Here is a 24,138-nt window from a genome sequence, read left to right as displayed (position 1 = left end):
ACATAGGCTCGAATTTGACAGCAAGAACTGCCGCTGACAAGCACAGACCGGAGCCCACGGATTCCGGCCTGCGCGAACCTGCTTGCTGACAGAAACACGGGGATCCACCCCCACAGCAACACCAGGGATGAAACGTGAACACGCCAAAGGGACCTGAACAATCCAGCCCCCCACGCACCCGCCTCGGCGAGTGGCTGGCCCCCTATGTGCCTGCGTATTTCCCGGTGGCCTGGAAACTGGGGCTGTCCATCTCTTTGCTGATTCTCTGCGGCATGACCATCCTCGGTACCCTGCTGCTCAATAATCAGCTCAGCCGCATGCGCGACCAGGCCGACAGCTTTGGCACCGCCATCGCCCAGCAGCTGGCCAACACCGCCCGCGAACCCCTGCTCGCTGACGACACCTTCTTTCTCAAAGTGCAGCTCAACAACCTGAGCCGCAGCGACAGTGTTCGCGGCGCCGCCCTGTTCGGCCGGGACGGAAACCTGATCGACAAGGCCGGTATTCTGCCGCTGGCCGCCAGCCCGCTGCACGAGCAGGTAAAGCGCTGGAGCCTGGAAGACGAACCGGTCACCACCTACTACGCCCCCATCAAGATCAGCGATGCAGTGGCCGGGCACACTGCCATCTCCCTGTCTGACCGCCCGATCATGGCGGCCCGCCAGGCCGTGCAGGACACCATGGTGACTGCCACTCTGATCATGAGCGTGATTGCCATTATCGTTGCCTTCCTGATCAGCCGCCGGCTCGCCCAGCCCATTCATGATCTGCTGGCCGCCACCAGTGCCATGCGCAAAGGCGACTTGAACTACCGCATTCAGGACCGCCGTAACGATGAAATCGGCGGCCTGATCGAGGCCTACAACACCATGGCCCACGGCATGCTGGAGAAAGACCAGGTGGAACGGGTACTGCAACGCTTCGTCAGCCCCTCCGTGGCCCGCAACATGATGGCCGACCTGGATCAGGTACAGCTGGGAGGCCGTGACGTTTCCGCCACCGTGGTCTTCGCGGATATCGTCGGCTTCACCCGGCTGTCCGAAAACCTGGCGCCGGATGCCATCGCCGACATGCTCAACGTCTACTTTGATGCTATCACCACCGCCACCAGCTTTTACCGAGGCACCATCGACAAATACATGGGCGATTGCGCCATGATTGTCTTCGGCGTGCCAGAGAAAGATGACGAGCATCTGTTTCACGGATTGTGTTGTGCGGTGATGATCCAGCGGCTGGTGGAACGGCTCAACGAATACCGCAACGCCCGTGGAGAAACCACCGTGGCGTTCCGCATCGGCATCAATTCCGGCGACATGCTGGCCGGCAACCTGGGCTCACGCGACCGCATGCAATACACCGTGGTCGGCGACGCGGTCAATTTGGCTTCACGGCTGTCGAACATGGCAGGCGGCAACGAGATCATTGCCGCCGCGCCCCTCCTGTCCAACCCCAACATCGCCTCACGGGTTCGCGCCACAGAATCCGGGGCCATGCGGATTCGCGGCAAAGAAAACCCCGTGGGCACCTATCGCATCGACGGCGTTCACGCCTTGTCCGAAACCCTGATGGAACAACGTATTGCCCAGTTTCTGGCAAAACTGAATACGGAGCATCAACGTGTACAAGGCGAGTAGCCTGACCCTGGTCACGGTGCTGGCTGGCTGCACGACCTTCGGCAACCCCCACCCGGAAAGCGATATCAGCGCCGCGCTGGAACAGCACGACTACGCCCGGGCGGCGGCCATTATTGAACAGACCAAACCCAGGCACCCGGAATACCCGGCCCTGCAGGAGCAATACCCCGGTATCCGCCAGGCCAGCAAGGCATACCGCCAGCACATCATTCAGCAGGCACAGGAACTGGGCAGGAAACAGCAGTGGGAGGACGCCTTCAGGCTGCTGGACGATAACCGCGACAAGGTGTTGAACCCGGCGGCCATGGATGAATTGAGCGCCGCCCTGACGACTCTGGAAGAGCGCCAGCTGAACCAGCTACTGGCAGAGAGGCGCCAGGCCCAGGCTACTGCCATGCTGGCCAACGACAGACTGGAACAGCAACTGGCCAACTTCCACGCGGCCGACGCCAAGCAGGAGCGCCAGACCCTGGCTGAGGAACGCCAGCAGCTGATCCAGGACCTGACCACGCTGGGCGAATATTTCGGTGAACGGGAACAGTGGATGCTGGCCCGCGACCTGCTGCGCTCCGCCCATCAGCTGGCCCCCCAGACCAAACCGTCCCCGGTACTGGCCCAGGCCCAGCAAGTGCTGAACAATGAAGAACAGCGCGCTCGCGCCAAGCGCAACCTGGCCCTGCAAACCGAAGCGGAACAACGGATGAGTCGTTACCAGCGCAACGGCCAGCTGCAATCGCTGCTCGCCGCCCGCGCCTTCCTGAACCGACACCCGGGCAACCCGGCCCTGGCCAGCCATCGCAAACGGCTGGAGCAATGGTGCCGCCGCCGGTTCGCGGAAGAGATGAACACCGGGGAAGCCCTCTATGCCCGCGGCCAGTACCGCGAGGCTTACCGAATCTGGAAACAGGTCGCACCGCTGTACCCGGACAACGAAGAACTCAACAAGAAACTGGAACGCAGTCAGCGTGTACTGACCAACCTGCGCAGCCTTCAGCAATCCTGATAAGGCTCTGCCCTCTGAGTGTTATTCCCTCCGGGGGAGCGAATAACACCTCTCTGCTCTGAATCCTCAGCAAAGCACGAAAGGCCCCATCACAACCCGGTCAGCCGGCGGTCACCGGCTTGCTCATTTCACCCGCGATGAACATAAAAAAACGCGCCGAAGCGCGTTTTTTTAACTCGAACGAAGGAAGACCTACTACAGGTCGGAATCCCCCTCCGCCTGACGATCAACCCCTGGAACCTTCCTGGGCTGCTTGTCCTCGATGTCTTTTTTGGTGGCCGGAATCGGCGCATCCTGCTCATTGAAGTAGGCATCACGGAAGTCCTGCGGTACCGGTGTACGCCCTTCAAAAATATGATCCAGAGTCTGCGGGATCGGGTTCTTCTCCACCTGCTCCAGCTCGCCATCATCATTAAGACGGAACTGCAGGGCGGTGAGGCCCATGTACTTCTCGCGACTCATTTTTACCAGACGATCATTGTTGGCCAGAATCGTCGGTTTCAGGAAGACCATAAGATTACTTTTCACCCGGTCCTTGCTGGTCGAGCGAAACAAGAAACCCAGAAACGGGATATCGCCCAGCAATGGCACCTTTCGCACCGTAACGCGAATATCATCCTTGATCAGGCCGCCCAGGGCGATGGTCTCAGCATCATCCGCCAGCACCGTACTTTGCAACTTGCGGGTCGTGGTAACGATATCCACGGCATCACCGGCGGAGTCCTTCACCGCAGAGTTTTCCTGCTCCAGCTCCAGACGAATGGTGGACAAGCCCGCCACATGCGGGGTGACTTTGAGGGTCAGACCCACGTCTTCACGCTGAATGGTGGTGAACGGATTGGATACCCCGGAACCCGTGTTGGTGCTTTGCCCGGTCACGAACGGCACATTTTCACCGACAACAATTGAGGCTTCTTCGTTATCCAGGGTCAGAATGCTCGGCGTGGACAGCAGGTTCACATCTGACGAAGTGGAAAGTGCCTGAACCAGGGCGCCCCACTTCAAGTCGCCGTTGGAATCGGTTTCACCCAGCCCGGCGGTAATACCATCGCCCAGGCTCAGGCCAGAAGGATCATCAGTGGCCAGGGCCTGGACGATGGAATTGATGCTCAGCCCACCGCCACCAAAATTCACTGCGCCGACGCCACTTTCATTGCTGCCGCCCACGTACTGAAAGCCCAGGTTCTTACCCTGCTCGCCGGAGATTTCTACAATCGCCGCCTCAATCAGGATCTGCGCACGGCGCACATCCAGCTGGCTGATCACCGACTGTAGCTCACGCATCATGCTCGGTTCGGCGCGGATCACCAGCGCGTTCAGGGATTCGTCTGCCTGAATGGACACCTTACTGTTATTGGATGATGCGGCTGTGGCGGTCTTGCTATCGCCGCCCGCCTTGGTCACCGATGCGCCATCAGCAAAATTCTTGAGCAATTCGGCCAGGGTCTTGGCATCGCCATGGCTAAGACGGATGACTTGCACACCGCCATTATCCGTTTCTTCGGTGTCCAGGCTGCGGATCATCTGCACCATCCGCTGACGGGTAACTCGATCCCCTTTGATAATCAGCCGATTGGTCCGCTCATCTGCCACCACGGTCACCCCACCTTCAGGGGTTTTACCGCGACGACCGCCCGTCTGTGGCGTCAGGCTTTCCAGCATCTTCACCATGTCACCCGCGAAGGCATACTTGAGCTTGATCACCTGAACGTCTTCGGATTCCGCACTATCCAAGCTGGCAATAATCGCTTCCATGCGACGGATGTTGTCCATGTGATCACTGATGATCAACGCATTGGCAGACCCCACCGCCGCCAGATGGCCGTACTGGGGCACCAACGGGCGCAGTACTGGCACCAACTCTTCCACCGGCGAGTTTTCCACCGGAATCACCCGGGTCACCAACTCTTCTCCACCGGCTGCATTCTTGCCCACCAGCGGCAGATTGCTCTGTTTGGCCGTGGTGTTGGGCACAATCTTGATAATGTCGCCGGCCGGCACCGCCGCATAGCCGTGCACCTGAAGCACGGACAGGAACAGCTCATAGACTTCACTGGAGGTAAGCGACTTGGTGGACACCACCGTCACGTCCCTGGCCCGGACCCGGGGGTCGACCACGAAGTTCTTGCCGGTCATGTCGGCCACCTGGCTGATAAACGCCTGAATATCCGCATTGCGGATATTCACCGTCCAGCTCTTGCCGTCATCACTGGCCTGCACTTCGTTCGTTGTCCGCGCATGGGCTGTGGTCGCCATGGCAACCGACAACGCCAGCAGCATTATTATTCTTGATAGAGACGTTCTGAAAAAAGGCGTCATAAAACCACTCACTAAGGCGGATAGTTCACGGTAAATTGCTGGTCACCCCGTTGCACCACAATGGATGCCTGCTGGGTGTCCTGATACGAACGCAGAGCCGCCATGTCGTTGCTTTCTGTTCCCAGCGGGTGTCCGTTAACCGAGAGAATTACGTCATCGCTTTGCAGGCCAACCTGCGCAAGCAATTGCTTTGGAGCACGCTTGCCCAACCGGTAACCGGCGCTGCCACCCTCGGTGACAGGCTCCAGCCCCAGCTGGCCAATAATAGTGGTACGCTGGCGAGCCAGATCGGCCGCCCCGCCCTCATTGCCGGCAGGCACCGTGGGTGCCGGGCGCGGCGCGGGCTCACGCGACACTTCAGTCACACCGCCCAGGGCATTGTCGCTCCAGCGCAGCGTTTCCAGTCGACCCGCCCGGCGCAGGATCACCCGGTCGGGGTACACTTCTTCCAGTTTGGCGTTACCGGGAATGCTGTCACCGATATGGTACAACTCCCCCTCTTTGCCTTTCTCGGCAATAATCGCCGTAGCGCGCTTGGTATCGGCATTCTGGAAGACCCCCAGCAGCTCCAGGCGCAGGCGGGTATCGGGGGCGTCGGTGGGCTTGTCATCGCCGGTGCTGGCCACGGGCTCATAGTTACCGAACAGTTGCCAGTTATCGATCTGGGCCTGGGAGAGGGTCGGGGCATCGCCAGAAGAGGAGACCTCCAGGCGCGTCCGGGTATTCGCCGGCACGGGCTCACTGGGGCCATACCACAATAGCCATACGGTCTGCGCCAGCACATAGGCCAGCACGACCACCAGCAATACAGCGATCACCCACCGAAGCGGTGCGCCCCATTGCTGCTGCTTTCCCCAACTCGCCAGTTGCGACATAACTGTCCTGCGACTTCCTTTATCGTTATTGCCGATTACCGATATGGCAGAGGCTACAACCTACCGGATTCTACGGCTTATTATTGCAATATAGTGTTACTGACCACCCGGCAAGGCAAAAGGTTGCGACATCTGAAATACCACATCCTCCGGATTGCCTCCCTGGCTCACACCCAACAGCATGGGCCAGGCACGCCGCACTTCCAGGTCGAAGCGCCCATCTGCCAGTCGGGCATCCACCAGCGACTCACTCTCCGGCCCCACCACTTGCAAGGTCGGCTGCGTATTTTCCATGCTCAAACGACCCTGCAGCACCGGTACCGTTGCGGAGCCATTGCGGCCCCAGGTGACCGTGCCGCCGCCGTACTGCAGCGTGCCCTGCAATGCCTTGATCTTGCCATCACCAAAGGTAATCTGCATCAGGGTCGCGTCCACACGCCCGTCTGCACTGCCCTGGGGAATATGGTCAGCCACCAGCGCCACCGGCAACGACAGCCGGGTCTGCTGCAATTGCCAGTCACCCCAATCTGCACCCAGCCAGCCGGACAGGCGCGCGGCGTCATCATCACTGCGGGTCTTCAGTGCCAGGCCTGGCACCAGCCCGTGCCAGTCCAGCGCCCACTGCACTGCTCCCTGGCGGCGCTGCCACTGCCAGTTTGCCTGCCCGTCCCACCAGAGCCCCTGGGGGTTAGTGATGACCAGCGGTGCACCGCCAGGCCGCAGGGCCGGGACGCGCTCCACCAATACAGCTGCTGGCATCAGCAGCAGCAGGAACAGTAGCAGGCTGACGCTGAAAAGCAGCGCCAGTGTTATTTTTCGTGGCATAACGGAGCCGGTTTCCTGTCTACCGATCAGAACGGGATGTCGTCGTCGAAGTCATCCGCCGGGCCGCTGAAACCGCCACCCTGGTTGCTATTCTGGTTCTGCGCCGGCTGGCCGCCTCCGGACTGGCTATCATTGCCGTAGCCACCCTGATTGCCCTGAGCCGGGGAAGACTGGGTATATCCGCCGCCCTGGCCGCCGCCGTCACCGCGCCCATCCAGCATCTGCATCTCGTTGGCCACGATTTCGGTGGTGTAACGATCCTGGCCGTCCTGCCCCTGCCACTTGCGGGTACGGATAGAGCCTTCGATGTACACCTTGGAGCCTTTTTTCAGGTACTCGCCAGCAATCTCGCCCAGCTTGTTGAAAAACACCACCCGGTGCCATTCGGTGCGTTCCTGCATCTGGCCGCTCTGACGGTCTTTCCAGCTTTCACTGGTGGCCAGCCGCACATTCGTGACAGCGCCACCGCTGGGCATAAAGCGGGTTTCCGGGTCCGCCCCCAGGTTACCAATCAAAATTACCTTGTTAACGCCGCGCGCCATGTTTCTCTCCGTGACTTCTTATGGTCTGACTACTGTCTATCTTCTCGTCATCGCCGCTGGACGACAAACTCAATCAAGCTGTCCATTGTGTCAGCTTTGTCCGGCTCCGGCGACACCCTGTAACTGTTGCTCATCCAGCTGGCCGGCATCCACCTTCAGCAGAGCTAGGGCCTGCTCTTCTACAATCACTGTTTCTACCACCCCGGGCACGGATTTCAGCCGCTCAGTCAGGGCCTGCCAGTCCTGCCCGGGCGACAACGGCAGAACCCGGTTATCCAGCTTGGGCAGCTCTTTCATCCCCACCAACACCAGCAGCCAGATCAGCGCCAGTGCACCGCAGCCATAAAAAACGGCTTCCGCGCCCACCCATTGATACAGCGCGCCACCCATTTGCCCGCCGACAAACACGCCCAGAAACTGGCTGGTGGAATACACCCCCATGGCCGTTCCGCGGGTGCCGGCCGGGGCAGCGCGCCCCACCAGCGAGGGCAACAAGGCTTCCAGCAGGTTAAAAGCCGTAAAGAAAACCAGCAAGGCCAGGACAAAATGCCACAATTGCGCGCCAGCCAGCGCCAGCAGCAACTGGGAAACCGCCAGCAACACTACTGCCAGACGCTTCATGGGCACCGCTCCGCGGCGCTCCGCCCGGATAATCAAGGGCACCATGGCCAGGAACCCTGCCACCAGCACCGCCAGATACAACAAGCTGTGGCTTTGCAGCGTCAGCCCCAGGCGCTCGCTAAGCAGGGCAGGCACCACCACAAAGGATGCGGTCATGATCAGATGCAGGCTAAAAATGCCCACATCGAAACGCAGCAATGTCTTACTGCCCAATACGCGGCGGAAGCGCTCCGACGCGGGCAATGCCTCACCCTGCAAGGCTTTCGGAGCCGGCACCACAAAAGCAACCAGCAAGGCAAAGCCCCCCAGCACCGAGGTCATCCAGAACAGGCCGGACAAGCCCAGCCAGCCCGCCAGCAGGGGGCCAAGAATCAGCGCCAGCACAAAAGAGCCGCCCACCGACATGCCGATCAGCGCCATGGCCCGGGTACGGTGCTTTTCCGTCACCACATCACCAATCAACGCCATGATCACGCTGGCGATGGCCCCGGCCCCCTGCAGCGACCGCCCCGCAATCACTCCGTAAATATGGTCACTCATGGCCGCCACTGCGCCACCGGCAATAAACAGCAACAGGCCAATTAACAACAACGGACGACGACCAAAACGGTCCGACAGCATGCCAAACGGAATCTGCAGCAATGCCTGCATCAGGCCATAGGCGCCAATGGCCGTACCGATCAAAAGCGGCGAAGCCCCTTCAAGGGCCTGCCCGTAGACTGCAAAAATCGGCAGGATCATGAACAAACCAAACATCCGCAACGCGAAAATGGTTGCCAGATAACCCGTGGTTTTCAGTTCTGTCCGCTGCAGGGCATGGGAAGATGATGCCGTCATGAACCGTGATCGCTCCTAACCCGGAGAGGCCGCTGCACCGCAGCACACAGCTGCCGCAACCCCGGCCGATACAAAAGGGCACGCAGTGTAGCAGATTCCGGCACCGTCAGGACCAGTGCCCGGAAGACCCGGTCCACAACCTTTGATCGTGAAATCGGTAAAACTCGACTGCATCAAATTGAACCCCCGCCAAAGCGGTGATAAATTGACAGGCTGATCAGTTTTTTTTCTTAGGTGTTTGCCTGAGCAATCACGGACGGGGCCAATGAATAGCCAAGAACATACCCAGCAAGTTTACGTGGTCGGCAGCCAACAGCTGCAAAACGCCCTGCTTACAGAGTTTCTCGTCAAGGAAGACGTGGCAGCCAAGAGCATTCCCACCGCCCTGGATATCACCACCGAGATCCTGCGCGAACAGAACCAGAACCTGTTTCTGGTGGACTACCACTCAGTGGACGTGAATGAAGTCATCGCCCACTTGCTGGAAGCCGACCAGGAAGTGGAAAGCGATGTCCTGATCGCCGTTTTCAACGTGGACAGCGATGAGTCACTCTCCAAACTGGCCGGGCTTCCCATGGTCAACGGCGGCTTTCAGCACGACTGCCCCCAGGCCCTGCTCAGCAAAGGCATCAAGGCCATTTTCGACGGCGAGCTGTGGTTCCCGCGCGCCGTCCTGCAGACCTATTTGATGAAGAGCCGGACCTTCAACAAGACGTTCTCCCGTAGCGAGGTCAGCCTGACAGACCGGGAAGTGGAAGTGCTGAAAGTCATGGCCACCGGCGCCAAGAACTCGGAAATCGCCAGCAGCCTGAATCTGAGCCCGCACACCATCAAGACCCACATCTACAACATCTTCAAGAAAATCAACGCCTCCAACCGCCTGCAAGCGGTGAACTGGGCCCAGGAAAACCTGTAACCACGCCTGACGCAAGACGCCAAATGCCTGACGCCGGCTTTTCGCATCCTGCGTCTGGCGTCGAGCGTCCAGCGTCCCTTATACTGCCCTGTTCATTTTGACAGTACTCAGGGGCAGTAGATGGATACCATTCTGGTTCGTGGCGCACGCACCCATAACCTGAAGAACGTGGACCTGGATATTCCCCGGGACAAGCTGGTGGTTATTACCGGCCTGTCCGGTTCCGGCAAATCGTCCCTGGCGTTCGACACCCTGTACGCGGAAGGTCAGCGCCGCTATGTGGAATCGCTGTCCACCTACGCCCGCCAGTTCCTGTCGATGATGGAAAAGCCCGATGTGGACCACATCGAAGGGCTGAGCCCGGCGATTTCCATTGAACAGAAGTCCACCAGCCACAACCCGCGCTCCACCGTGGGCACCATCACCGAAATCTACGACTATCTGCGCCTGTTGTTCGCCCGGGTCGGCGAGCCCCGCTGCCCCGAGCATGATGCCCCGCTTGCCGCGCAAACCATCAGCCAGATGGTGGACCAGGTGCTGACCATGGAAGAAGGCAGCAAGCTGATGCTGCTGGCCCCGGTCATCCGCGAAAAGAAAGGCGAGCACGTTCACCTGTTCGAGGAGTTGCGCGCCCAGGGCTTTATCCGGGTACGCATTGATGGCCGCATCTACGACATGGACGACACCCCGGACCTGGACAAGAACAAGAAGCACACCATCGAAGTGGTGGTGGATCGCTTCAAGGTCCGTGACGACCTGCAGAACCGCCTGGCGGAATCCTTCGAAACCGCCCTGAACCTGGCCGACGATATCGCGGTGATCGCGCCCATGGATGGCGACGGCGAGGAAACCACCTTTTCCGCGAAATTCGCCTGCCCCAGCTGTGGCTACTCGATCCCGGAACTGGAGCCTCGCCTGTTCTCGTTCAATAACCCGGCCGGTGCCTGCCCCAGCTGTGACGGCCTGGGCATGAAACAGTTCTTCGATGAAGGCAAGGTGATCAACTCCGACGAGCTGTCTCTCTCCGAAGGCGCCATCCGAGGCTGGGACCGACGCAACGTCTATTACTTCCAGATGCTCCATTCCCTGTCCCAGAGCATTGGTTTCGACATGGACGCGGCATTTAAAGACCTCCCCAAGGAGGTCCGCAAGAAGGTGCTACATGGCACCGGCAAGGAAAGCATCGAATTCCGCTACCTGAACGACCGCGGCGATATCATCAAGCGTAACCATCCGTTCGAGGGCATCATTCCCAACATGGAACGCCGTTACCGGGAAACCGAATCCGATGCGGTGCGCGAAGACCTGCTCAGCTACATGTCGACCTCCAGCTGCCCCAGCTGCAACGGCTCGCGCCTGCGCGAAGCCGCCCGCCATGTCTTTATTGAACAGACTACCCTGCCGGAAGTGGTGCGTCTGGCGGTGGGCAAGGCCCACGCCTACTTTAGCGAGCTCACGCTGCCCGGCAGCAGAGGCGAAATCGCCGACAAGATTCTCAAGGAAATCCGTGACCGCCTGCAGTTTCTGGTTAACGTGGGACTGGAATACCTGACGCTGGAGCGCAGCGCAGAAACCCTCTCTGGCGGCGAGGCCCAGCGTATTCGCCTGGCCAGCCAGATCGGCGCCGGCCTGGTGGGCGTGATGTATGTGCTGGATGAGCCATCAATCGGCTTGCATCAGCGCGACAACGAACGCCTGCTCAGCACCCTCACCCGCCTGCGGGACCTGGGCAATACGGTGCTCGTGGTGGAGCACGATGAAGACGCTATTCGTCTGGCTGATCACGTCATCGATATCGGTCCCGGAGCCGGAGTCCACGGCGGCGAGGTTATCGCCCAGGGCAGCGCCCAGGACGTGGCGGACAACCCCGCTTCACTGACCGGTGATTACCTGTCTGGCCGCAAGCAAATCGCCATTCCCGCCCAGCACCGGGAGCACAATGACGATCGCTGGCTGACCTTGCACGGCGCCACCGGCAACAACCTGAAAGGGCACCCGCTGAATATTCCGGTCGGGTTGCTGACCTGCATCACCGGCGTGTCCGGCTCCGGCAAGTCCACGCTGATCAACAGCACCCTGTACCCGCTGGCGGCCACCAAACTCAACAAGGCCACCACCCTGACCGCGGGCCCCCATGAGTCCATCGACGGCCTTGAGCATTTCGACAAGGTGGTGGATATCGACCAAAGCCCCATCGGTCGCACCCCGCGCTCCAACCCGGCCACCTATACCGGTATTTTCACCCCGGTGCGGGAATTGTTCGCAGGCACCCAGGAAGCCCGCGCCCGCGGCTACAAACCCGGGCGCTTCAGCTTCAACGTGAAAGGGGGTCGCTGCGAAGCCTGCCAGGGTGACGGGGTCATCAAGGTAGAAATGCACTTCCTGCCCGACATCTATGTTCCCTGTGAAGTCTGTGAAGGAAGACGCTACAACCGGGAAACCCTGGAAATCACCTACAAGGGTAAAAATATCTTCGAAGTGCTCGACCTGACTATCGAGGATGCCCGCGAGTTTTTCGATGCCGTACCGTCGCTGGCACGCAAACTCCAGACCCTCATGGATGTGGGCCTCAGCTATGTGAAACTCGGCCAGGCAGCCACCACGCTATCCGGCGGCGAAGCCCAGCGGGTCAAACTGGCCAAGGAATTGTCACGCAGGGATACCGGCAACACCTTGTACATCCTCGACGAGCCCACCACCGGCCTGCACTTCCATGACATCCAGCTCCTGCTGGACGTACTCAATCGCCTGGCCGACCACGGTAATTCTGTGGTGGTGATCGAACACAACCTGGATGTGATCAAGACCGCTGACTGGATCGTGGATCTGGGTCCCGAGGGCGGTGACGGTGGCGGTGAAATCATCGCCGAAGGCACCCCGGAAGACGTCGCCAAGGTGAAAGGCAGCCATACCGGGCGCTTCCTCAAACCCATGCTGAAATAATGCGGCCAGCCTGATACCGGCACGGGGCGGCGAGGACGCCAAGCCCCTGTCCGTCTCTTCCTTAAAGGGCCACCGCAGGAGTTTCGCCGTGACGAACAGCACATTTCCACGCCCTGTCACGCAGCCGCAGCCTGCTCCCCACCAGCCCGTCATATTTGACCTTCAGACTCCCCCTCAATCACCAACATGGAGGCGAGTCATGAAACGGATTGATGCATTGAAAGGCTGCATCGCAGCACTGGCCATGGGCGCCGCAGCTGTAGCCTGTGCCGCTCAGGCACCTGATCACAACACACCAGGTGACGCCAATCGCAAAGCGCCACACCACGCCGCGGTCCACAGCAGTAGCGTATCGCTCGGCCCTCGCCCCTATTACCTTGTCTCTGATATGGACAGCGGGCCAGTCAAAGAGGCTCTGCAGGCCTGCGCCGCGGAGCGCCGCCCGCAGCGACGAAGCGACTTTTCCATCGGCCACCGCGGCGCACCGCTGCAATTCCCTGAGCATACTGAAGAATCCTACCGTGCAGCAGCGCGTATGGGCGCAGGCATTGTGGAATGTGACGTTACCTTTACCAAAGATCGGGAGCTGGTTTGCCGTCATTCACAGTGCGATCTCCATACCACCACCAACATCCTGGAAACCGAACTGGCCAACCAGTGCAGCGAACCGTTCAGCCCGTTTGATGGCACACGCGCCGCCAGTGCGAAATGCTGTACCAGTGACATCACTCTGGCCCAATTCAAAACCCTGAAAGGGAAGATGGATGGCGCCAACCCTCAAGCCACCACCGTTGACGAGTACCTGAATGGCACCCCCGACTGGCGCACCGAGCTCTACCGCCAGCGCGGCACCCTGCTCAGCCACCAGGAAAGCATCGCCCTGTTCCGCCAGCTGGGAGTCAAAATGACCCCGGAACTGAAGGCCCCTCAAGTTCCCATGCCCTACCAGGGCGACTACAGCCAGCAGGACTATGCACGGCAAATGATCCGTGACTACCAAGAGGCCGGCGTCAGTCCCCACCGCGTCTATCCACAATCATTCAATCTGGAGGATGTTCGCTATTGGTTATCGGCCACACCGGCCTTTGGCCGTCAGGCGGTCTACCTGGACGGCCGTGACAGCAGCGGACTCGACCCGCAAAACCCCGGCACCTGGCAGCCCGACATGGCAACGCTGAAAGGCTACGGGGTCAACATCATCGCCCCGCCGCTATGGATGCTGGTCACCACCGATGCCCAGAACCGTATCATCCCCAGCGTCTATGCCCGCTCCGCACAACAGGCCGGTCTGGATATGATTGCCTGGTCCCTGGAGCGCTCCGGACCATTGGCCAACGGCGGCGGCTGGTATTACCAAAGTATTCCTTCGGCCACCAATAACGACGGTGACACCCTGACGCTACTGGATGTTTTGGCTCGCCAGGTGGGCGTCATCGGTGTCTTTTCCGACTGGCCCGCCACCACCACCTTTTATGCCAACTGCCTGCGACAACACCGCGCCCCACGCTCCCACGCACGACAATAGCGCAGCCGCACCACACTTTGCCCCGCCCGCCCTGTGGCGGGGCATTATCGTCCCCAGGCGGGCCTGAATTGATGGCACGCTTTCTGCTTTGTACCAGGCTATACACAGGCCGAGGAGTACCAGTATGGAATCCACCCCGGACCACCGTTGGCTGATGCAGTACAACATTGTTAATCTGGTCAATCAGTGTCGGCGCTTGATCCGCGCCGAGTTCGACGAAAACCTTTCCCTCACCGACCCACAACTGCGCTTCAAGCTGGCTCACTTCGCCGGCCATACCCGCTCTCAGGGGCTCCAACGGCTGTACGGTGAAATTCGGCTTGCACTACTCAAGCTGGAAGGCGCCGACCCGGAACCACAGCAGCCGCCCGCACCAGCAGTGCGACGCTACCGGGGACAAGCGATCAGCCCTGCGCCCGAAACCGCCAGACAAACGCCCACACGCTCGCGCTCGACACAAAAGGCCGTTATTTACCGGGGAAGGACGGTCGCACAAGGGTAGAAAAGCGAGGCACAACCTTGTCAGGCGGAGAACTGAAAAATACTTAAATCCAGTGGCTGGCTCTCCCCCAGCCACATCACCAACTCCGTATGATCACGAAGATCGTTACCACTGAGGCCATGCACAAACACGGTTAGGCCGTTACGGCTGGCCATTAACCAGGGAATAACCTCCCCTGCCAAACGGCGCGGGATGGTCAGCTGACAGCTCCAACATGGGTGCGGCCCCACCGGCTTGCGGTGCATATGGCCCATGGGCACGGAAAAGTGTTGGTGGGCAGCCTGGCAGAGAGCCGCCGCCTGGGAAAAGGTCTGTTCGTCGAAATAGACGTGTGCGTGAAAACCGTTAATCGCCATACGCTGTGCCCGTTAATGACAACTCCAGCATAGCCGATGCTTTCACACTTGCAACAGGCACAAAAAAACCGGGCACAGGGCCCGGTTTCTTCTGGAACGGTTAACGCTTACTCTTCGTCAGCGTCAACCAGTTCAGGACGGTCAACCAGCTCAACATAGGCCATCGGTGCGTTATCGCCCGCACGGAAACCCATCTTGAGAATGCGGATGTAGCCACCCGGACGCTCCTGGTAACGAGGACCCAGCTCGTTGAACAGCTTACCAACCATTTCCTTTGAACGGGTACGGTCGAAAGCCAGACGACGGTTAGCGACGGAGTCTTCCTTAGCCAGAGTGATCAGCGGCTCAGCCACACGACGCAGCTCTTTGGCTTTCGGCAGAGTGGTCTTGATCGCTTCGTGCTCGAGCAGAGACACAGCCATGTTACGGAACATCGCCTGACGATGAGAGCTGTTCCGATTCAGTTTTCTGCCGCTTTTGCGATGACGCATGATTCTGTTCCTATGTTCAGGGGCGCTTCACAGCGTCCACAACAACTAATTAGCGCAATTTGGTGTTCAGCCGGTCATCATCCCGCAGGCTGACCGGTGGCCAGTTCTCGAGACGCATGCCCAGTGACAGACCTTTAGAGGCCAGCACATCTTTGATCTCGGTCAGCGACTTCTTACCCAGGTTCGGGGTTTTCAGCAGCTCAACCTCGGTACGCTGTACCAGATCACCGATGTAGTAGATGTTTTCCGCTTTCAGACAGTTAGCGGAACGAACGGTCAGCTCAAGATCATCCACCGGACGCAGCAGGATAGGATCGATTTCCTCACGCTCCTGCTTCGGCTCAGGCTTGGCATCCTGCTCCAGGTCTACAAACACCGCAATCTGCTGCTGCAGAATCGTTGCTGCACGACGAATCGCTTCTTCCGGATCAATGGTTCCGTCTGTTTCCAGATCGATAACCAGTTTGTCCAGGTCAGTACGCTGCTCAACACGGGCCGCTTCAACCACATAGGCCACGCGACGAACCGGGCTGTAGCTGGCATCCAGCTGCAGACGGCCAATACCACGAGTCTCGTCGTCTTCAGACTGACGGGAATCCGCAGCAACATAGCCACGCCCTTTCTGAACCTTCAGCTTCACACGCAGTTCGGTGTCGCCGGTGATGGTGCAGATCAGGTGATCCGGATTAACAATCTCAACGCTGTGATCGCGTTGGATGTCATTCGCGGTTACAGCGCCCGGGCCTTTTTTGACCAGCTCGAGGGTCGCTTCTTCGCGATCTTCCATCTGCAGGGCAACGCCCTTCAGGTTCAACAGGATGTTGATCACATCTTCCTGAACCCCTTCGATAGAAGAGTATTCATGCTGCACACCGTCGATCTCCACTTCGGTGATCGCACAGCCGGGCATGCTGGAGATCAGGATGCGGCGCAGCGCAGTCCCCAGAGTGTGGCCAAAACCACGCTCCAGCGGTTCCAGAACCACTTTGGCGTGGGTCTGGTTGATCGCGTTGACCGCGATCGAGCGGGGCGTGAGAAAGTCGTTCACGGCGGTCATAGAGATCCCTCAGGCAGTCCTTACTTGGAGTACAGCTCGACGATCAGATTTTCGTTGATCTCGGCAGGCAGGTCGATACGCTCAGGCTTCGCCTTGTAGGTACCTTCCAGCTTCTTGTCATCAACTTCAATCCACGGCATAAAGCCGCGCTGCTGAGCGAGCTCCATGGCGTTCTTCACGCGCAGCTGGTTCTTGGACTTCTCGCGAACGTTGATCTGGTCGCCAGGCTTCACCTGGTAAGACGCAACATTCACAGACTGGCCGTTAACCAGGATGGCACGGTGGCTAACCAGCTGACGCGCTTCGGAACGGGTAGAACCAAAGCCCATGCGGTAAACCACGTTATCCAGACGGCCTTCCAGCAGCTGCAGCAGGACTTCGCCTGTTGCGCCCTTGGAAGCGGCCGCTTTCTTGTAGTAGCTACGGAACTGCTTTTCCAGCACACCATAGGTACGACGAACTTTTTGCTTCTCGCGCAGCTGAACACCGTAGTCAGACAGCCGTGCCGGGCGACGCCCGCTTGCACCAGCAGCCTGGCCAGGAGCCTGCTCAGCTTTACACTTGGATTCCAGAGGGCGGATACCGCTCTTCAGGAACAGATCAGTGCCTTCTCGACGGGAAAGCTTGCACTTGGGACCGATGTATCTTGCCATCTTGCTCTAACTCCCGTTACACGCGACGCTTTTTAGGCGGACGGCAACCGTTATGGGGAATCGGCGTTACGTCCTCAATATGGGTGATCTTGTATCCGCAGCCGTTCAGGGCGCGAATAGAAGATTCACGACCCGGACCGGGGCCTTTCACCCGCACTTCAAGATTTTTCAGACCGTAGTCCTTCGCAGCATTGCCCGCGTTTTCAGCCGCCACCTGGGCAGCAAACGGGGTGCTTTTACGGGAACCACGGAAACCAGCACCACCGGAGGTCGCCCAGGACAACGCATTGCCCTGACGATCAGTGATGGTGATGATGGTGTTGTTGAAGGAAGCGTGCACGTGCGCAATACCGTCCGCAACGGTGCGCGTTACCTTCTTACGACGTGCGCCACTATCTTTCTTTGACTTAGCCATAATGCCTATCCAAATCCAGCCGCTGTCTAATTCAGCTTATTTGCGAATCGGTTTACGCGGACCTTTACGGGTGCGCGCATTGGTCTTGGTACGCTGACCGCGAAGCGGCAAGCCGCGACGATGGCGAATACCACGGTAGCAACCGAGGTCCATCAGACGCTTAATGTTCATGTTGATTTCCCGGCGCAGGTCACCTTCGGTAGAGAACTTGGCAACTTCGCCACGAATGGCATCAAGTTGCTCACCGGTCAGCTCGCGAACTTTCGCGGTCTGCTCAATACCAGTCGCTACGCAGATTGATGCTGCGCGGGTGCGACCGATCCCGAAGATGTAGGTGAGAGAAATCACCGTGTGCTTATTTTCCGGGATGTTAACGCCTGCAATACGGGCCATCCGAATATCTCCGATTCACAAAACGGGTGGCGCCAGGCTCACAGGCGCCGAAAGGCGGCAGAGTCTAGCGCTACACCGACTGAATTTCAACCAAACACTTAAAAGAAGACTAAACCTTAACCCTGGCGCTGCTTGTGCCGGGGTTCGGCACTGCAGATTACCATGACACGCCCCTTACGACGGATCACTTTGCAGTTACGGCAGATCTTCTTTACAGAAGCCTGAACTTTCATCGCACTCGCCTCGTTCGTTAACGCACCAGACCGGTGCCACCATACCCTTTCAGGTTGGATTTCTTCATCAACTTCTCGTACTGGGTGGACGTCAGGTGCGAATTAACCTGCGACCAGAAGTCCATTACCACTACCACAACGATCAGCAGAGAGGTGCCGCCCAGGTAAAAGGGCACATTGGCAACAGCTTGCAGACCCAGCGGCAGTAAGCACACCAGCGTCATGTATACCGCACCGATCAGAGTCAAACGCCCCATCACCGTGTCGATATAGCGAGCGGACTGCTCGCCCGGGCGAATGCCCGGAATATAAGCACCGGATTTCTTCAGGTTGTCAGCGACATCCTTCGGATTGAACACCAGCGCTGTATAAAAGTAGCAAAAGAACACAATTGCCAGGGTAAACAGCAGAATATACAGCGGTGTACCCGGCAGCAGAGCTTCACTGACATTACGCAGTGCCTGGCCCCACCATGAATCCGGATTGGAGTCACTGAACCACTGGGTCAGGGACGCCGGAAACAGCAATATAGAGCTGGCAAAAATCGCAGGAATCACCCCTGCCATGTTCACCTTCAGCGGCAGATGACTCTGCTGTGCTGCATACACACGACGCCCTTGCTGACGGCGCGCATAGTTTACCGTAATACGGCGTTGCCCGCGCTCCACGTACACCACACCGAAAATCACGGCCATGGCGACCAGGAACACAAACAGCATCATGATCAGGCTGAGGTCGCCGGTACGCGCAGATTCAAACGTCTGCGCCACCGCACCAGGCAGGCCGGACACGATGGAGGCGAAAATCAGCATGGAGATACCATTGCCGATACCGCGCTCGGTAATCTGTTCACCCAGCCACATCAGGAAGACAGTACCCGTTACCAGGGTGCTGACTGCCACAAAGTAGAAGCTGGCAATTTGCATGGTGCTGGCTGTTTCAGGCAGTAGCGTAATGCCCTGGCTGTTAAGGCCGGCCACCATACCAAAAGACTGAATCGCCCCCAGTGCCACCGTCAGATAACGGGTGTACTGGGTTATCTTGCGCCGCCCTTGCTCACCTTCTTTACGAAGCTGCTCAAGTGTGGGCACTACGGCCGTCATCAGCTGAATCACGATGCTGGCTGTAATGTAGGGCATGATGCCCAACGCAAAGATACTCATGCGCTCCAGTGAACCACCAGAGAACATGTTGAACAGGCCAAGAATGGTGTCCCGGTTATTGTTGAACATCTGTTGCAACGCTTCCGGGTTCATGCCCGGGACCGGGATATGCGCCCCGACCCGGAACACCACCAGGGCGCCCAACAGAAAACCGATCCGCCGCCACAGTTCACGCATTGCGTTACCGTCAGCTTTCGGCGCACCGCCATTTAGTGTTTGAGCGCGATTCTTCGCCATAAAGCGCAGCCTTACTCTTCGACTTTACCGCCAGCTTTTTCAACCGCTTCACGGGCGCCTTTGGAAATGGCCACACCACGAACGGTCACTGCACGATCAATTTCACCTTGCAGAACAATCTTGGCCCGCTTCATGTCACGGCGAACAACGTTGGCTGCTTTCAAAGAAGCCAGGTCGATCACGTCACCTTCCACTTTTGCCAGCTCAGCAAGACGGACTTCAGCAGTACCCATTGCCAGCTTGGACGTGAAGCCGAACTTCGGCACACGACGCTGCAGCGGCATTTGACCACCTTCGAAACCTGGCTTCACGGTACCACCGGAGCGAGACTTCTGACCTTTATGACCACGGCCACCAGTCTTGCCCAAGCCGGAACCGATACCGCGACCTACGCGCTTACCTTCCGGACGGGAACCTTCAGCAGGATGCAAATCATTAAGACGCATCACTTATTCTCCCTCTACCTGCACCAGGTACGAGACCTTGTTAATCATGCCTCGTACTGACGGGGTATCTTCAACTTCAACGGTGTGGCCAATACGGCGCAGACCGAGACCACGCACACAGGCCCTATGCTTTTCGAGCCGGCCGTTGGTGCTTTTAACCAGCTTTACCTTGATCTTTTCAGCCATCGTATCGATTCCGCTTATCTGCGCTTAGTTCAGAATCTCTTCAACAGACTTGCCACGCTTGGCAGCCACAGATTCCGGAGAAGCCATGGATTTCAGACCATTGAAAGTAGCCCGAACCACGTTTACCGGGTTAGTGGAGCCATAGCATTTGGCCAGTACGTTCTGAACGCCTGCGACTTCCAGCACGGCACGCATGGCACCGCCGGCAATCACACCGGTACCTTCATCGGCCGGCTGCATGTACACCTTGGAGGCACCGTGACGGGCCTTCATTGGGTGCTGGATGGTAGAGCCGTTCAGCTCTACCTGAATCATGTTGCGGCGGGCAGCTTCCAGGGCTTTCTGGATAGCAGCAGGCACTTCACGCGCCTTGCCACGACCAAAGCCAACTTTGCCCTTGCCGTCACCCACTACAGTCAACGCGGTAAAACCAAAAATACGGCCGCCTTTTACTACTTTAGCAACCCGGTTTACCTGAACCAGTTTTTCCTGCAGACCTTCGTTGGGATCAACCTTCGCCATAACCAAGCACCCTTAGAATTCAAGCCCGTTTTCACGCGCGGCATCAGCCAGCGCCTTTACGCGACCGTGATATTTAAAACCAGAACGGTCAAAGGCTACGCGCTCAATGCCCGCTTCTTTGGCACGCTGAGCAATAATCTGACCAACTTTGGTCGCTGCATCAGCGTTGCCGGTAGCGTCAGCACGCAAATCTTTCTCCACTGTACTGGCAGAAGCCAGTACCTGGTCGCCTGCCGCAGAGATTACCTGCGCATAAATATGACGCGGGGTACGATGTACGCAAAGACGAACTTCGCCCAACTCGCGGATCTTCAGACGAGTGCGCTTGGCCCTGCGTAGACGTGCAACTTTTTTGTCTTTCATGGCATCAATCTCGACGATTATTTCTTCTTGGCTTCCTTACGGCGCACTTGCTCATCAGCATAGCGCACCCCTTTACCCTTATAGGGCTCAGGCGGACGGAAGGCCCGAACATTGGCTGCAACCTGACCAACCAGTTGCTTATCAATGCCCTTAATGACAATTTCAGTCTGGCTCGGGGTTTCTACGGTAATCCCTTCAGGCAACTCGTAAGCCACCGGGTGGGAAAACCCGAGGGTCAGGTTCAACACCTTGCCCTGAGCCTGTGCGCGGTAACCAACACCCAAGAGCTGAAGCTTACGCTCAAACCCATCGGCTACGCCGGTTACCATGTTATTCAGCAGAGCACGGGTAGTCCCGGCCAAAGCCCAGGCCTTCTGGGAGTCGTCGTGAGGCTTAACAGACATCACGCCTTCTTCCAGGGACACGGCTACCAGCTCGTGAACTTCATGCTCCAGGCTGCCTTTGCCACCTTTTACGGCGACTTTCTGGCCATCGACTTTAACTTCGACGCCCTTCGGCAGATTTACCGGATTTTTTGCTACTCTAGACATTGTTGCACCTAACCTGTCTACGCCGCTTCTGTTAGGACACTTCGCAGATCAGCTCGCCACCAACATTGGCTTTGCGCGCTGCGCGGTCAGAAATAATGCCCTGATTAGTGGATACGATCATAACACCAAGGCCATCTTTAACCTTGGGGATCTCACCAGCGGACTTGTAAACCCGCAGACCAGGACGGCTTACCCGTGCGATCTTTTCGATCACTGGGCTGCCTTCGAAATACTTCAGCTCAACCGTCATTACCGGTTTCTTATCGCTGGTTACTTCGTAACCTGCAATATAGCCCTCGTCCTTCAGTACTTTGGCAACAGCTTCCTTTGCTTTTGACGCAGGAATCTCTACCTGTACTTTCTTGGCCATTTGGGCGTTACGGATACGAGTAAACATATCCGCCAGGGTATCTTGCATGCTCATGCCGCAATCGCTCCGCTACCTAACTCTTGGCTTACCAGCTGGCTTTTACCAGACCGGGAACATCACCGCGCATTGCTGCTTCACGCAGCTTGATCCGGCTCAGGCCGAACTTGCGGTAGTAACCGTGCGGACGACCGGTGATGCGACAGCGATTACGCTGACGAACCGGGGAAGAATCGCGCGGCATTTTTTGCAGCTGAAGCTGAGCATCCCACTTCGCTTCAGGTTCTGCATTGGGATCCTGGATGATCGCCTTAAGCGCTGCGCGCTTGGCGGCAAAACGCTGAACCAGCTTAGCGCGTTTTGCTTCCCGGTTTTTCATGGATTCTTTAGCCATGATAAATCCTCTTAGCCCTTCAGCGGGAAGTTGAAGGCGCGCAGCAGCGCCCGTGCTTCGTCATCGGTCTTGGCTGTAGTGGTAATGGTAATATCCATACCACGCAGCTTGTCGACCTTGTCGAAATCGATCTCCGGGAACACGATCTGCTCGCGCAGACCCATGGAGAAGTTGCCCCGGCCATCGAAGGATTTCGGATTCAAACCACGGAAGTCACGGATGCGCGGAATGGCAACAGAAACCAGGCGTTCCAGAAATTCATACATTCTCTGGTTGCGCATGGTCACCTTGCAGCCAATCGGCCAACCTTCACGGATCTTGAAGCCTGCAACAGACTTGCGAGCGTTGGTTACCAGCGGCTTCTGACCAGAAATGGCCGTCATGTCCGACAGTGCACCTTCCATCGCTTTACGATCCGCAGAAGCTTCACCAACACCCATATTCAGGGTGATCTTGGTGATCTTCGGCACTTCCATGATGTTACCGAGACCAAGCTCTTCTTTCAGCTTGGGCGCGATTTCGTCTAGATAAATCTTTTTCAGATCACTCATGGGTCACCTAAACCTACAGCGTTTCGCCGTTGGACTTGAAGAAGCGAACTTTTTTGCCGTCTTCAAAACGGAAGCCCACACGATCCGCTTTCTGCGTCTTGGGGTTCCAGATGGCAACGTTGGAAGCGTTAAGCGATGCTTCCTGTTCTACGATGCCGCCTTGAGTACCGCGGTTAGGGTTGGCTTTAACATGCTTCTTGACCATGTTAACGCCAGCAACGATGAGGCGACCGTTGTCCAGGACTTGCTGAACAGAGCCACGCTTACCTTTGTCCTTTCCCGCAATTACGATGATTTCGTCATCACGCTTAATCTTGAGCATTACCTTCACCCGCCTTTACAGAACTTCAGGTGCCAGGGAAATGATCTTCATAAATTGCTCAGTACGCAGCTCGCGCGTTACCGGGCCGAAGATCCGGGTACCGACCGGTGCTTTGTTGTTGTTCAACAACACCGCGGCATTTTCGTCGAAACGAATCAGTGAACCGTCGGGACGACGTACACCTTTACGGGTACGTACGACAACGGCGGTCATCACGTCGCCTTTCTTTACACGGCCGCGTGGAATCGCTTCCTTTACTGTGACCTTGATGATGTCACCAATGCCTGCATAGCGGCGGTGAGAACCACCCAGCACTTTGATGCACTGTACTCGACGGGCGCCACTGTTATCAGCTACCTCGAGCATGCTTTCGGTCTGAATCATCGCTTAATCTCTCCAACTCTGCCCTTACAGGCAGCCACAGCAACGGTCCGTTTAGGCCTTAGACTGTTCAACTACGTTAACCAGCATCCAAGCTTTACGCTTGGACAGCGGCCGGCACTCCTCGATGGTGACCAGGTCACCTTCACGACACTGATTTTCTTCATCATGCGCCATCAGTTTGGTGGAACGCTTGATGATCTTGCCGTAAATCGGGTGCTGTACCCGGCGCTCTACCAACACAGTGATAGTTTTGTCACCTTTATTAGAGATGACTTTGCCGGTAGCGGTCCGGCGCATTGTGTTCGCCTCTGCCATGACTAGTTACCCTGTTTCTCTCTCAGAATGGTCTTAACGCGCGCAATATTGCGGCGAACCTTCCCAAGCTCATGGGTTTTAGAAATCTGACCGGACGCGCTCTTCATACGCAGCTTGAATTGTTCCTCAAGCAGCTCGATTTGCGTCTGCTGCAGCTCCTCGACACTCTTATCTTTCAGCTCGCTCGCTTTCATGGC

The 24,138-nt window shown here is 57.8% G+C and carries 31 protein-coding genes; 6 read left to right on the top strand and 25 right to left on the bottom strand.

Translation table 11 applies throughout. From position 1 onward, the window contains the following. Window positions 1-134 precede the first annotated feature (134 nt). Together ADG881_RS13740 and ADG881_RS13735 are read left to right on the top strand one after the other, a co-directional pair. On the top strand, window positions 135-1,634 hold the full coding sequence (locus ADG881_RS13740; RefSeq protein ID WP_007149226.1) for an adenylate/guanylate cyclase domain-containing protein: 1,500 nt from the start codon (window positions 135-137) through the stop codon (window positions 1,632-1,634). Beyond that, the gene (locus ADG881_RS13735; protein ID WP_007151375.1) at window positions 1,618-2,637 is read left to right on the top strand and encodes a hypothetical protein; all 1,020 of its coding nucleotides are present in this window, start codon (window positions 1,618-1,620) and stop codon (window positions 2,635-2,637) included. Before ADG881_RS13740 ends, ADG881_RS13735 begins: the two co-directional genes overlap by 17 nt. A 195-nt stretch (window positions 2,638-2,832) precedes the next feature. Here the strand turns inward: ADG881_RS13735 and gspD are convergent, their stop codons facing one another. The 5 genes from gspD to ADG881_RS13710 form a co-directional block, all read right to left on the bottom strand. Beyond that, window positions 2,833-4,917, bottom strand: a complete 2,085-nt coding sequence (gene gspD, locus ADG881_RS13730; protein ID WP_007151300.1) for a type II secretion system secretin GspD — start codon at window positions 4,915-4,917, stop codon at window positions 2,833-2,835. Between the two features lie 50 nt (window positions 4,918-4,967). Then, window positions 4,968-5,831 (bottom strand): type II secretion system protein N, encoded by an 864-nt coding sequence (locus tag ADG881_RS13725; protein ID WP_007150017.1) that lies wholly within the window; start codon window positions 5,829-5,831, stop codon window positions 4,968-4,970. Window positions 5,832-5,927: 96 nt separating this feature from the next. Continuing rightward, entirely contained in the window at window positions 5,928-6,656 is a 729-nt protein-coding gene (gspN, locus tag ADG881_RS13720) for a type II secretion system protein N (protein WP_007150684.1), read from the bottom strand. A gap of 26 nt (window positions 6,657-6,682) precedes the next feature. Continuing rightward, complete coding sequence (gene ssb / locus ADG881_RS13715) at window positions 6,683-7,198, bottom strand: single-stranded DNA-binding protein (protein WP_007150577.1); 516 nt, start codon at window positions 7,196-7,198, stop codon at window positions 6,683-6,685. A 90-nt stretch (window positions 7,199-7,288) separates the two neighbouring features. Continuing rightward, entirely contained in the window at window positions 7,289-8,656 is a 1,368-nt protein-coding gene (locus tag ADG881_RS13710) for an MFS transporter (RefSeq protein WP_007151147.1), read from the bottom strand. Window positions 8,657-8,921: 265 nt separating this feature from the next. Between ADG881_RS13710 and ADG881_RS13705 the strand changes: the two genes are divergently transcribed. The 4 genes from ADG881_RS13705 (at window position 8,922) to ADG881_RS13690 (ending at window position 14,542) form a co-directional block, all read left to right on the top strand. Next, window positions 8,922-9,572 carry a response regulator transcription factor gene (locus ADG881_RS13705; RefSeq protein ID WP_007148438.1) on the top strand — a complete coding sequence of 217 codons (651 nt, stop codon included), beginning with the start codon at window positions 8,922-8,924 and terminating at the stop codon, window positions 9,570-9,572. A 120-nt stretch (window positions 9,573-9,692) separates the two neighbouring features. Beyond that, window positions 9,693-12,515: an excinuclease ABC subunit UvrA gene (gene uvrA / locus ADG881_RS13700; protein WP_007150119.1), complete on the top strand. Its 2,823-nt coding sequence runs from the start codon at window positions 9,693-9,695 to the stop codon at window positions 12,513-12,515. Window positions 12,516-12,714: 199 nt separating this feature from the next. Continuing rightward, window positions 12,715-14,040 (top strand): glycerophosphodiester phosphodiesterase family protein, encoded by a 1,326-nt coding sequence (locus ADG881_RS13695; protein WP_039926810.1) that lies wholly within the window; start codon window positions 12,715-12,717, stop codon window positions 14,038-14,040. Between the two features lie 124 nt (window positions 14,041-14,164). Then, complete coding sequence (locus tag ADG881_RS13690; RefSeq protein WP_007148712.1) at window positions 14,165-14,542, top strand: hypothetical protein; 378 nt, start codon at window positions 14,165-14,167, stop codon at window positions 14,540-14,542. 20 nt (window positions 14,543-14,562) lie between these two features. On the opposite strand, the gene ADG881_RS13685 is transcribed toward ADG881_RS13690, so the two are convergent. The 20 genes from ADG881_RS13685 to rpmC form a co-directional block, all read right to left on the bottom strand. Further along, on the bottom strand, window positions 14,563-14,898 hold the full coding sequence (locus ADG881_RS13685; protein ID WP_007150909.1) for a DOPA 4,5-dioxygenase family protein: 336 nt from the start codon (window positions 14,896-14,898) through the stop codon (window positions 14,563-14,565). A 107-nt stretch (window positions 14,899-15,005) separates the two neighbouring features. Continuing rightward, window positions 15,006-15,389 carry a 50S ribosomal protein L17 gene (rplQ, locus tag ADG881_RS13680; protein ID WP_011587709.1) on the bottom strand — a complete coding sequence of 128 codons (384 nt, stop codon included), beginning with the start codon at window positions 15,387-15,389 and terminating at the stop codon, window positions 15,006-15,008. A 49-nt stretch (window positions 15,390-15,438) separates the two neighbouring features. After that, window positions 15,439-16,446 carry a DNA-directed RNA polymerase subunit alpha gene (gene rpoA / locus ADG881_RS13675; RefSeq protein ID WP_007150795.1) on the bottom strand — a complete coding sequence of 336 codons (1,008 nt, stop codon included), beginning with the start codon at window positions 16,444-16,446 and terminating at the stop codon, window positions 15,439-15,441. A gap of 20 nt (window positions 16,447-16,466) precedes the next feature. Beyond that, a complete protein-coding gene (rpsD, locus tag ADG881_RS13670) occupies window positions 16,467-17,099 on the bottom strand; it encodes a 30S ribosomal protein S4 (RefSeq protein ID WP_007148340.1) in 633 nt (210 codons plus the stop codon). Between the two features lie 16 nt (window positions 17,100-17,115). After that, entirely contained in the window at window positions 17,116-17,514 is a 399-nt protein-coding gene (gene rpsK / locus ADG881_RS13665; RefSeq protein ID WP_011587706.1) for a 30S ribosomal protein S11, read from the bottom strand. 36 nt (window positions 17,515-17,550) lie between these two features. Continuing rightward, complete coding sequence (gene rpsM / locus ADG881_RS13660) at window positions 17,551-17,907, bottom strand: 30S ribosomal protein S13 (protein WP_007150589.1); 357 nt, start codon at window positions 17,905-17,907, stop codon at window positions 17,551-17,553. Window positions 17,908-18,023: 116 nt separating this feature from the next. Continuing rightward, a complete protein-coding gene (rpmJ, locus tag ADG881_RS17420) occupies window positions 18,024-18,140 on the bottom strand; it encodes a 50S ribosomal protein L36 (RefSeq protein WP_008928865.1) in 117 nt (38 codons plus the stop codon). A gap of 17 nt (window positions 18,141-18,157) precedes the next feature. Then, entirely contained in the window at window positions 18,158-19,540 is a 1,383-nt protein-coding gene (secY, locus tag ADG881_RS13655) for a preprotein translocase subunit SecY (RefSeq protein ID WP_039926807.1), read from the bottom strand. 11 nt (window positions 19,541-19,551) lie between these two features. Then, on the bottom strand, window positions 19,552-19,986 hold the full coding sequence (rplO, locus tag ADG881_RS13650) for a 50S ribosomal protein L15 (RefSeq protein WP_007151502.1): 435 nt from the start codon (window positions 19,984-19,986) through the stop codon (window positions 19,552-19,554). Window positions 19,987-19,989: 3 nt separating this feature from the next. Further along, window positions 19,990-20,172, bottom strand: a complete 183-nt coding sequence (rpmD, locus tag ADG881_RS13645; RefSeq protein WP_007149547.1) for a 50S ribosomal protein L30 — start codon at window positions 20,170-20,172, stop codon at window positions 19,990-19,992. Between the two features lie 24 nt (window positions 20,173-20,196). Beyond that, window positions 20,197-20,694 carry a 30S ribosomal protein S5 gene (gene rpsE / locus ADG881_RS13640; RefSeq protein WP_007149291.1) on the bottom strand — a complete coding sequence of 166 codons (498 nt, stop codon included), beginning with the start codon at window positions 20,692-20,694 and terminating at the stop codon, window positions 20,197-20,199. A gap of 12 nt (window positions 20,695-20,706) precedes the next feature. Then, window positions 20,707-21,057 (bottom strand): 50S ribosomal protein L18, encoded by a 351-nt coding sequence (gene rplR / locus ADG881_RS13635; RefSeq protein WP_011587701.1) that lies wholly within the window; start codon window positions 21,055-21,057, stop codon window positions 20,707-20,709. Between the two features lie 17 nt (window positions 21,058-21,074). Then, the gene (gene rplF, locus ADG881_RS13630) at window positions 21,075-21,608 is read right to left on the bottom strand and encodes a 50S ribosomal protein L6 (RefSeq protein ID WP_007150172.1); all 534 of its coding nucleotides are present in this window, start codon (window positions 21,606-21,608) and stop codon (window positions 21,075-21,077) included. A gap of 31 nt (window positions 21,609-21,639) precedes the next feature. Then, the gene (gene rpsH, locus ADG881_RS13625; RefSeq protein WP_007150648.1) at window positions 21,640-22,032 is read right to left on the bottom strand and encodes a 30S ribosomal protein S8; all 393 of its coding nucleotides are present in this window, start codon (window positions 22,030-22,032) and stop codon (window positions 21,640-21,642) included. Window positions 22,033-22,063: 31 nt separating this feature from the next. Then, complete coding sequence (gene rpsN, locus ADG881_RS13620; protein ID WP_007148355.1) at window positions 22,064-22,369, bottom strand: 30S ribosomal protein S14; 306 nt, start codon at window positions 22,367-22,369, stop codon at window positions 22,064-22,066. A gap of 11 nt (window positions 22,370-22,380) precedes the next feature. Continuing rightward, window positions 22,381-22,920 carry a 50S ribosomal protein L5 gene (gene rplE / locus ADG881_RS13615; protein ID WP_007151080.1) on the bottom strand — a complete coding sequence of 180 codons (540 nt, stop codon included), beginning with the start codon at window positions 22,918-22,920 and terminating at the stop codon, window positions 22,381-22,383. A gap of 13 nt (window positions 22,921-22,933) precedes the next feature. After that, entirely contained in the window at window positions 22,934-23,242 is a 309-nt protein-coding gene (rplX, locus tag ADG881_RS13610; RefSeq protein WP_039926805.1) for a 50S ribosomal protein L24, read from the bottom strand. Window positions 23,243-23,257: 15 nt separating this feature from the next. Beyond that, on the bottom strand, window positions 23,258-23,626 hold the full coding sequence (rplN, locus tag ADG881_RS13605) for a 50S ribosomal protein L14 (RefSeq protein WP_007151625.1): 369 nt from the start codon (window positions 23,624-23,626) through the stop codon (window positions 23,258-23,260). A gap of 51 nt (window positions 23,627-23,677) precedes the next feature. After that, window positions 23,678-23,941, bottom strand: coding sequence for a 30S ribosomal protein S17 (rpsQ, locus tag ADG881_RS13600; protein ID WP_011587695.1), 264 nt, complete (start codon window positions 23,939-23,941; stop codon window positions 23,678-23,680). 2 nt (window positions 23,942-23,943) lie between these two features. Beyond that, entirely contained in the window at window positions 23,944-24,135 is a 192-nt protein-coding gene (gene rpmC, locus ADG881_RS13595; RefSeq protein ID WP_007150643.1) for a 50S ribosomal protein L29, read from the bottom strand. Between the last annotated feature and the right edge of the window lie 3 nt (window positions 24,136-24,138).

The sequence above is a fragment of the Alcanivorax sp. DG881 genome (assembly GCF_000155615.1).
GTDB lineage: Bacteria > Pseudomonadota > Gammaproteobacteria > Pseudomonadales > Alcanivoracaceae > Alcanivorax.
This window is presented reverse-complemented; position numbering and strand designations above follow the sequence as displayed.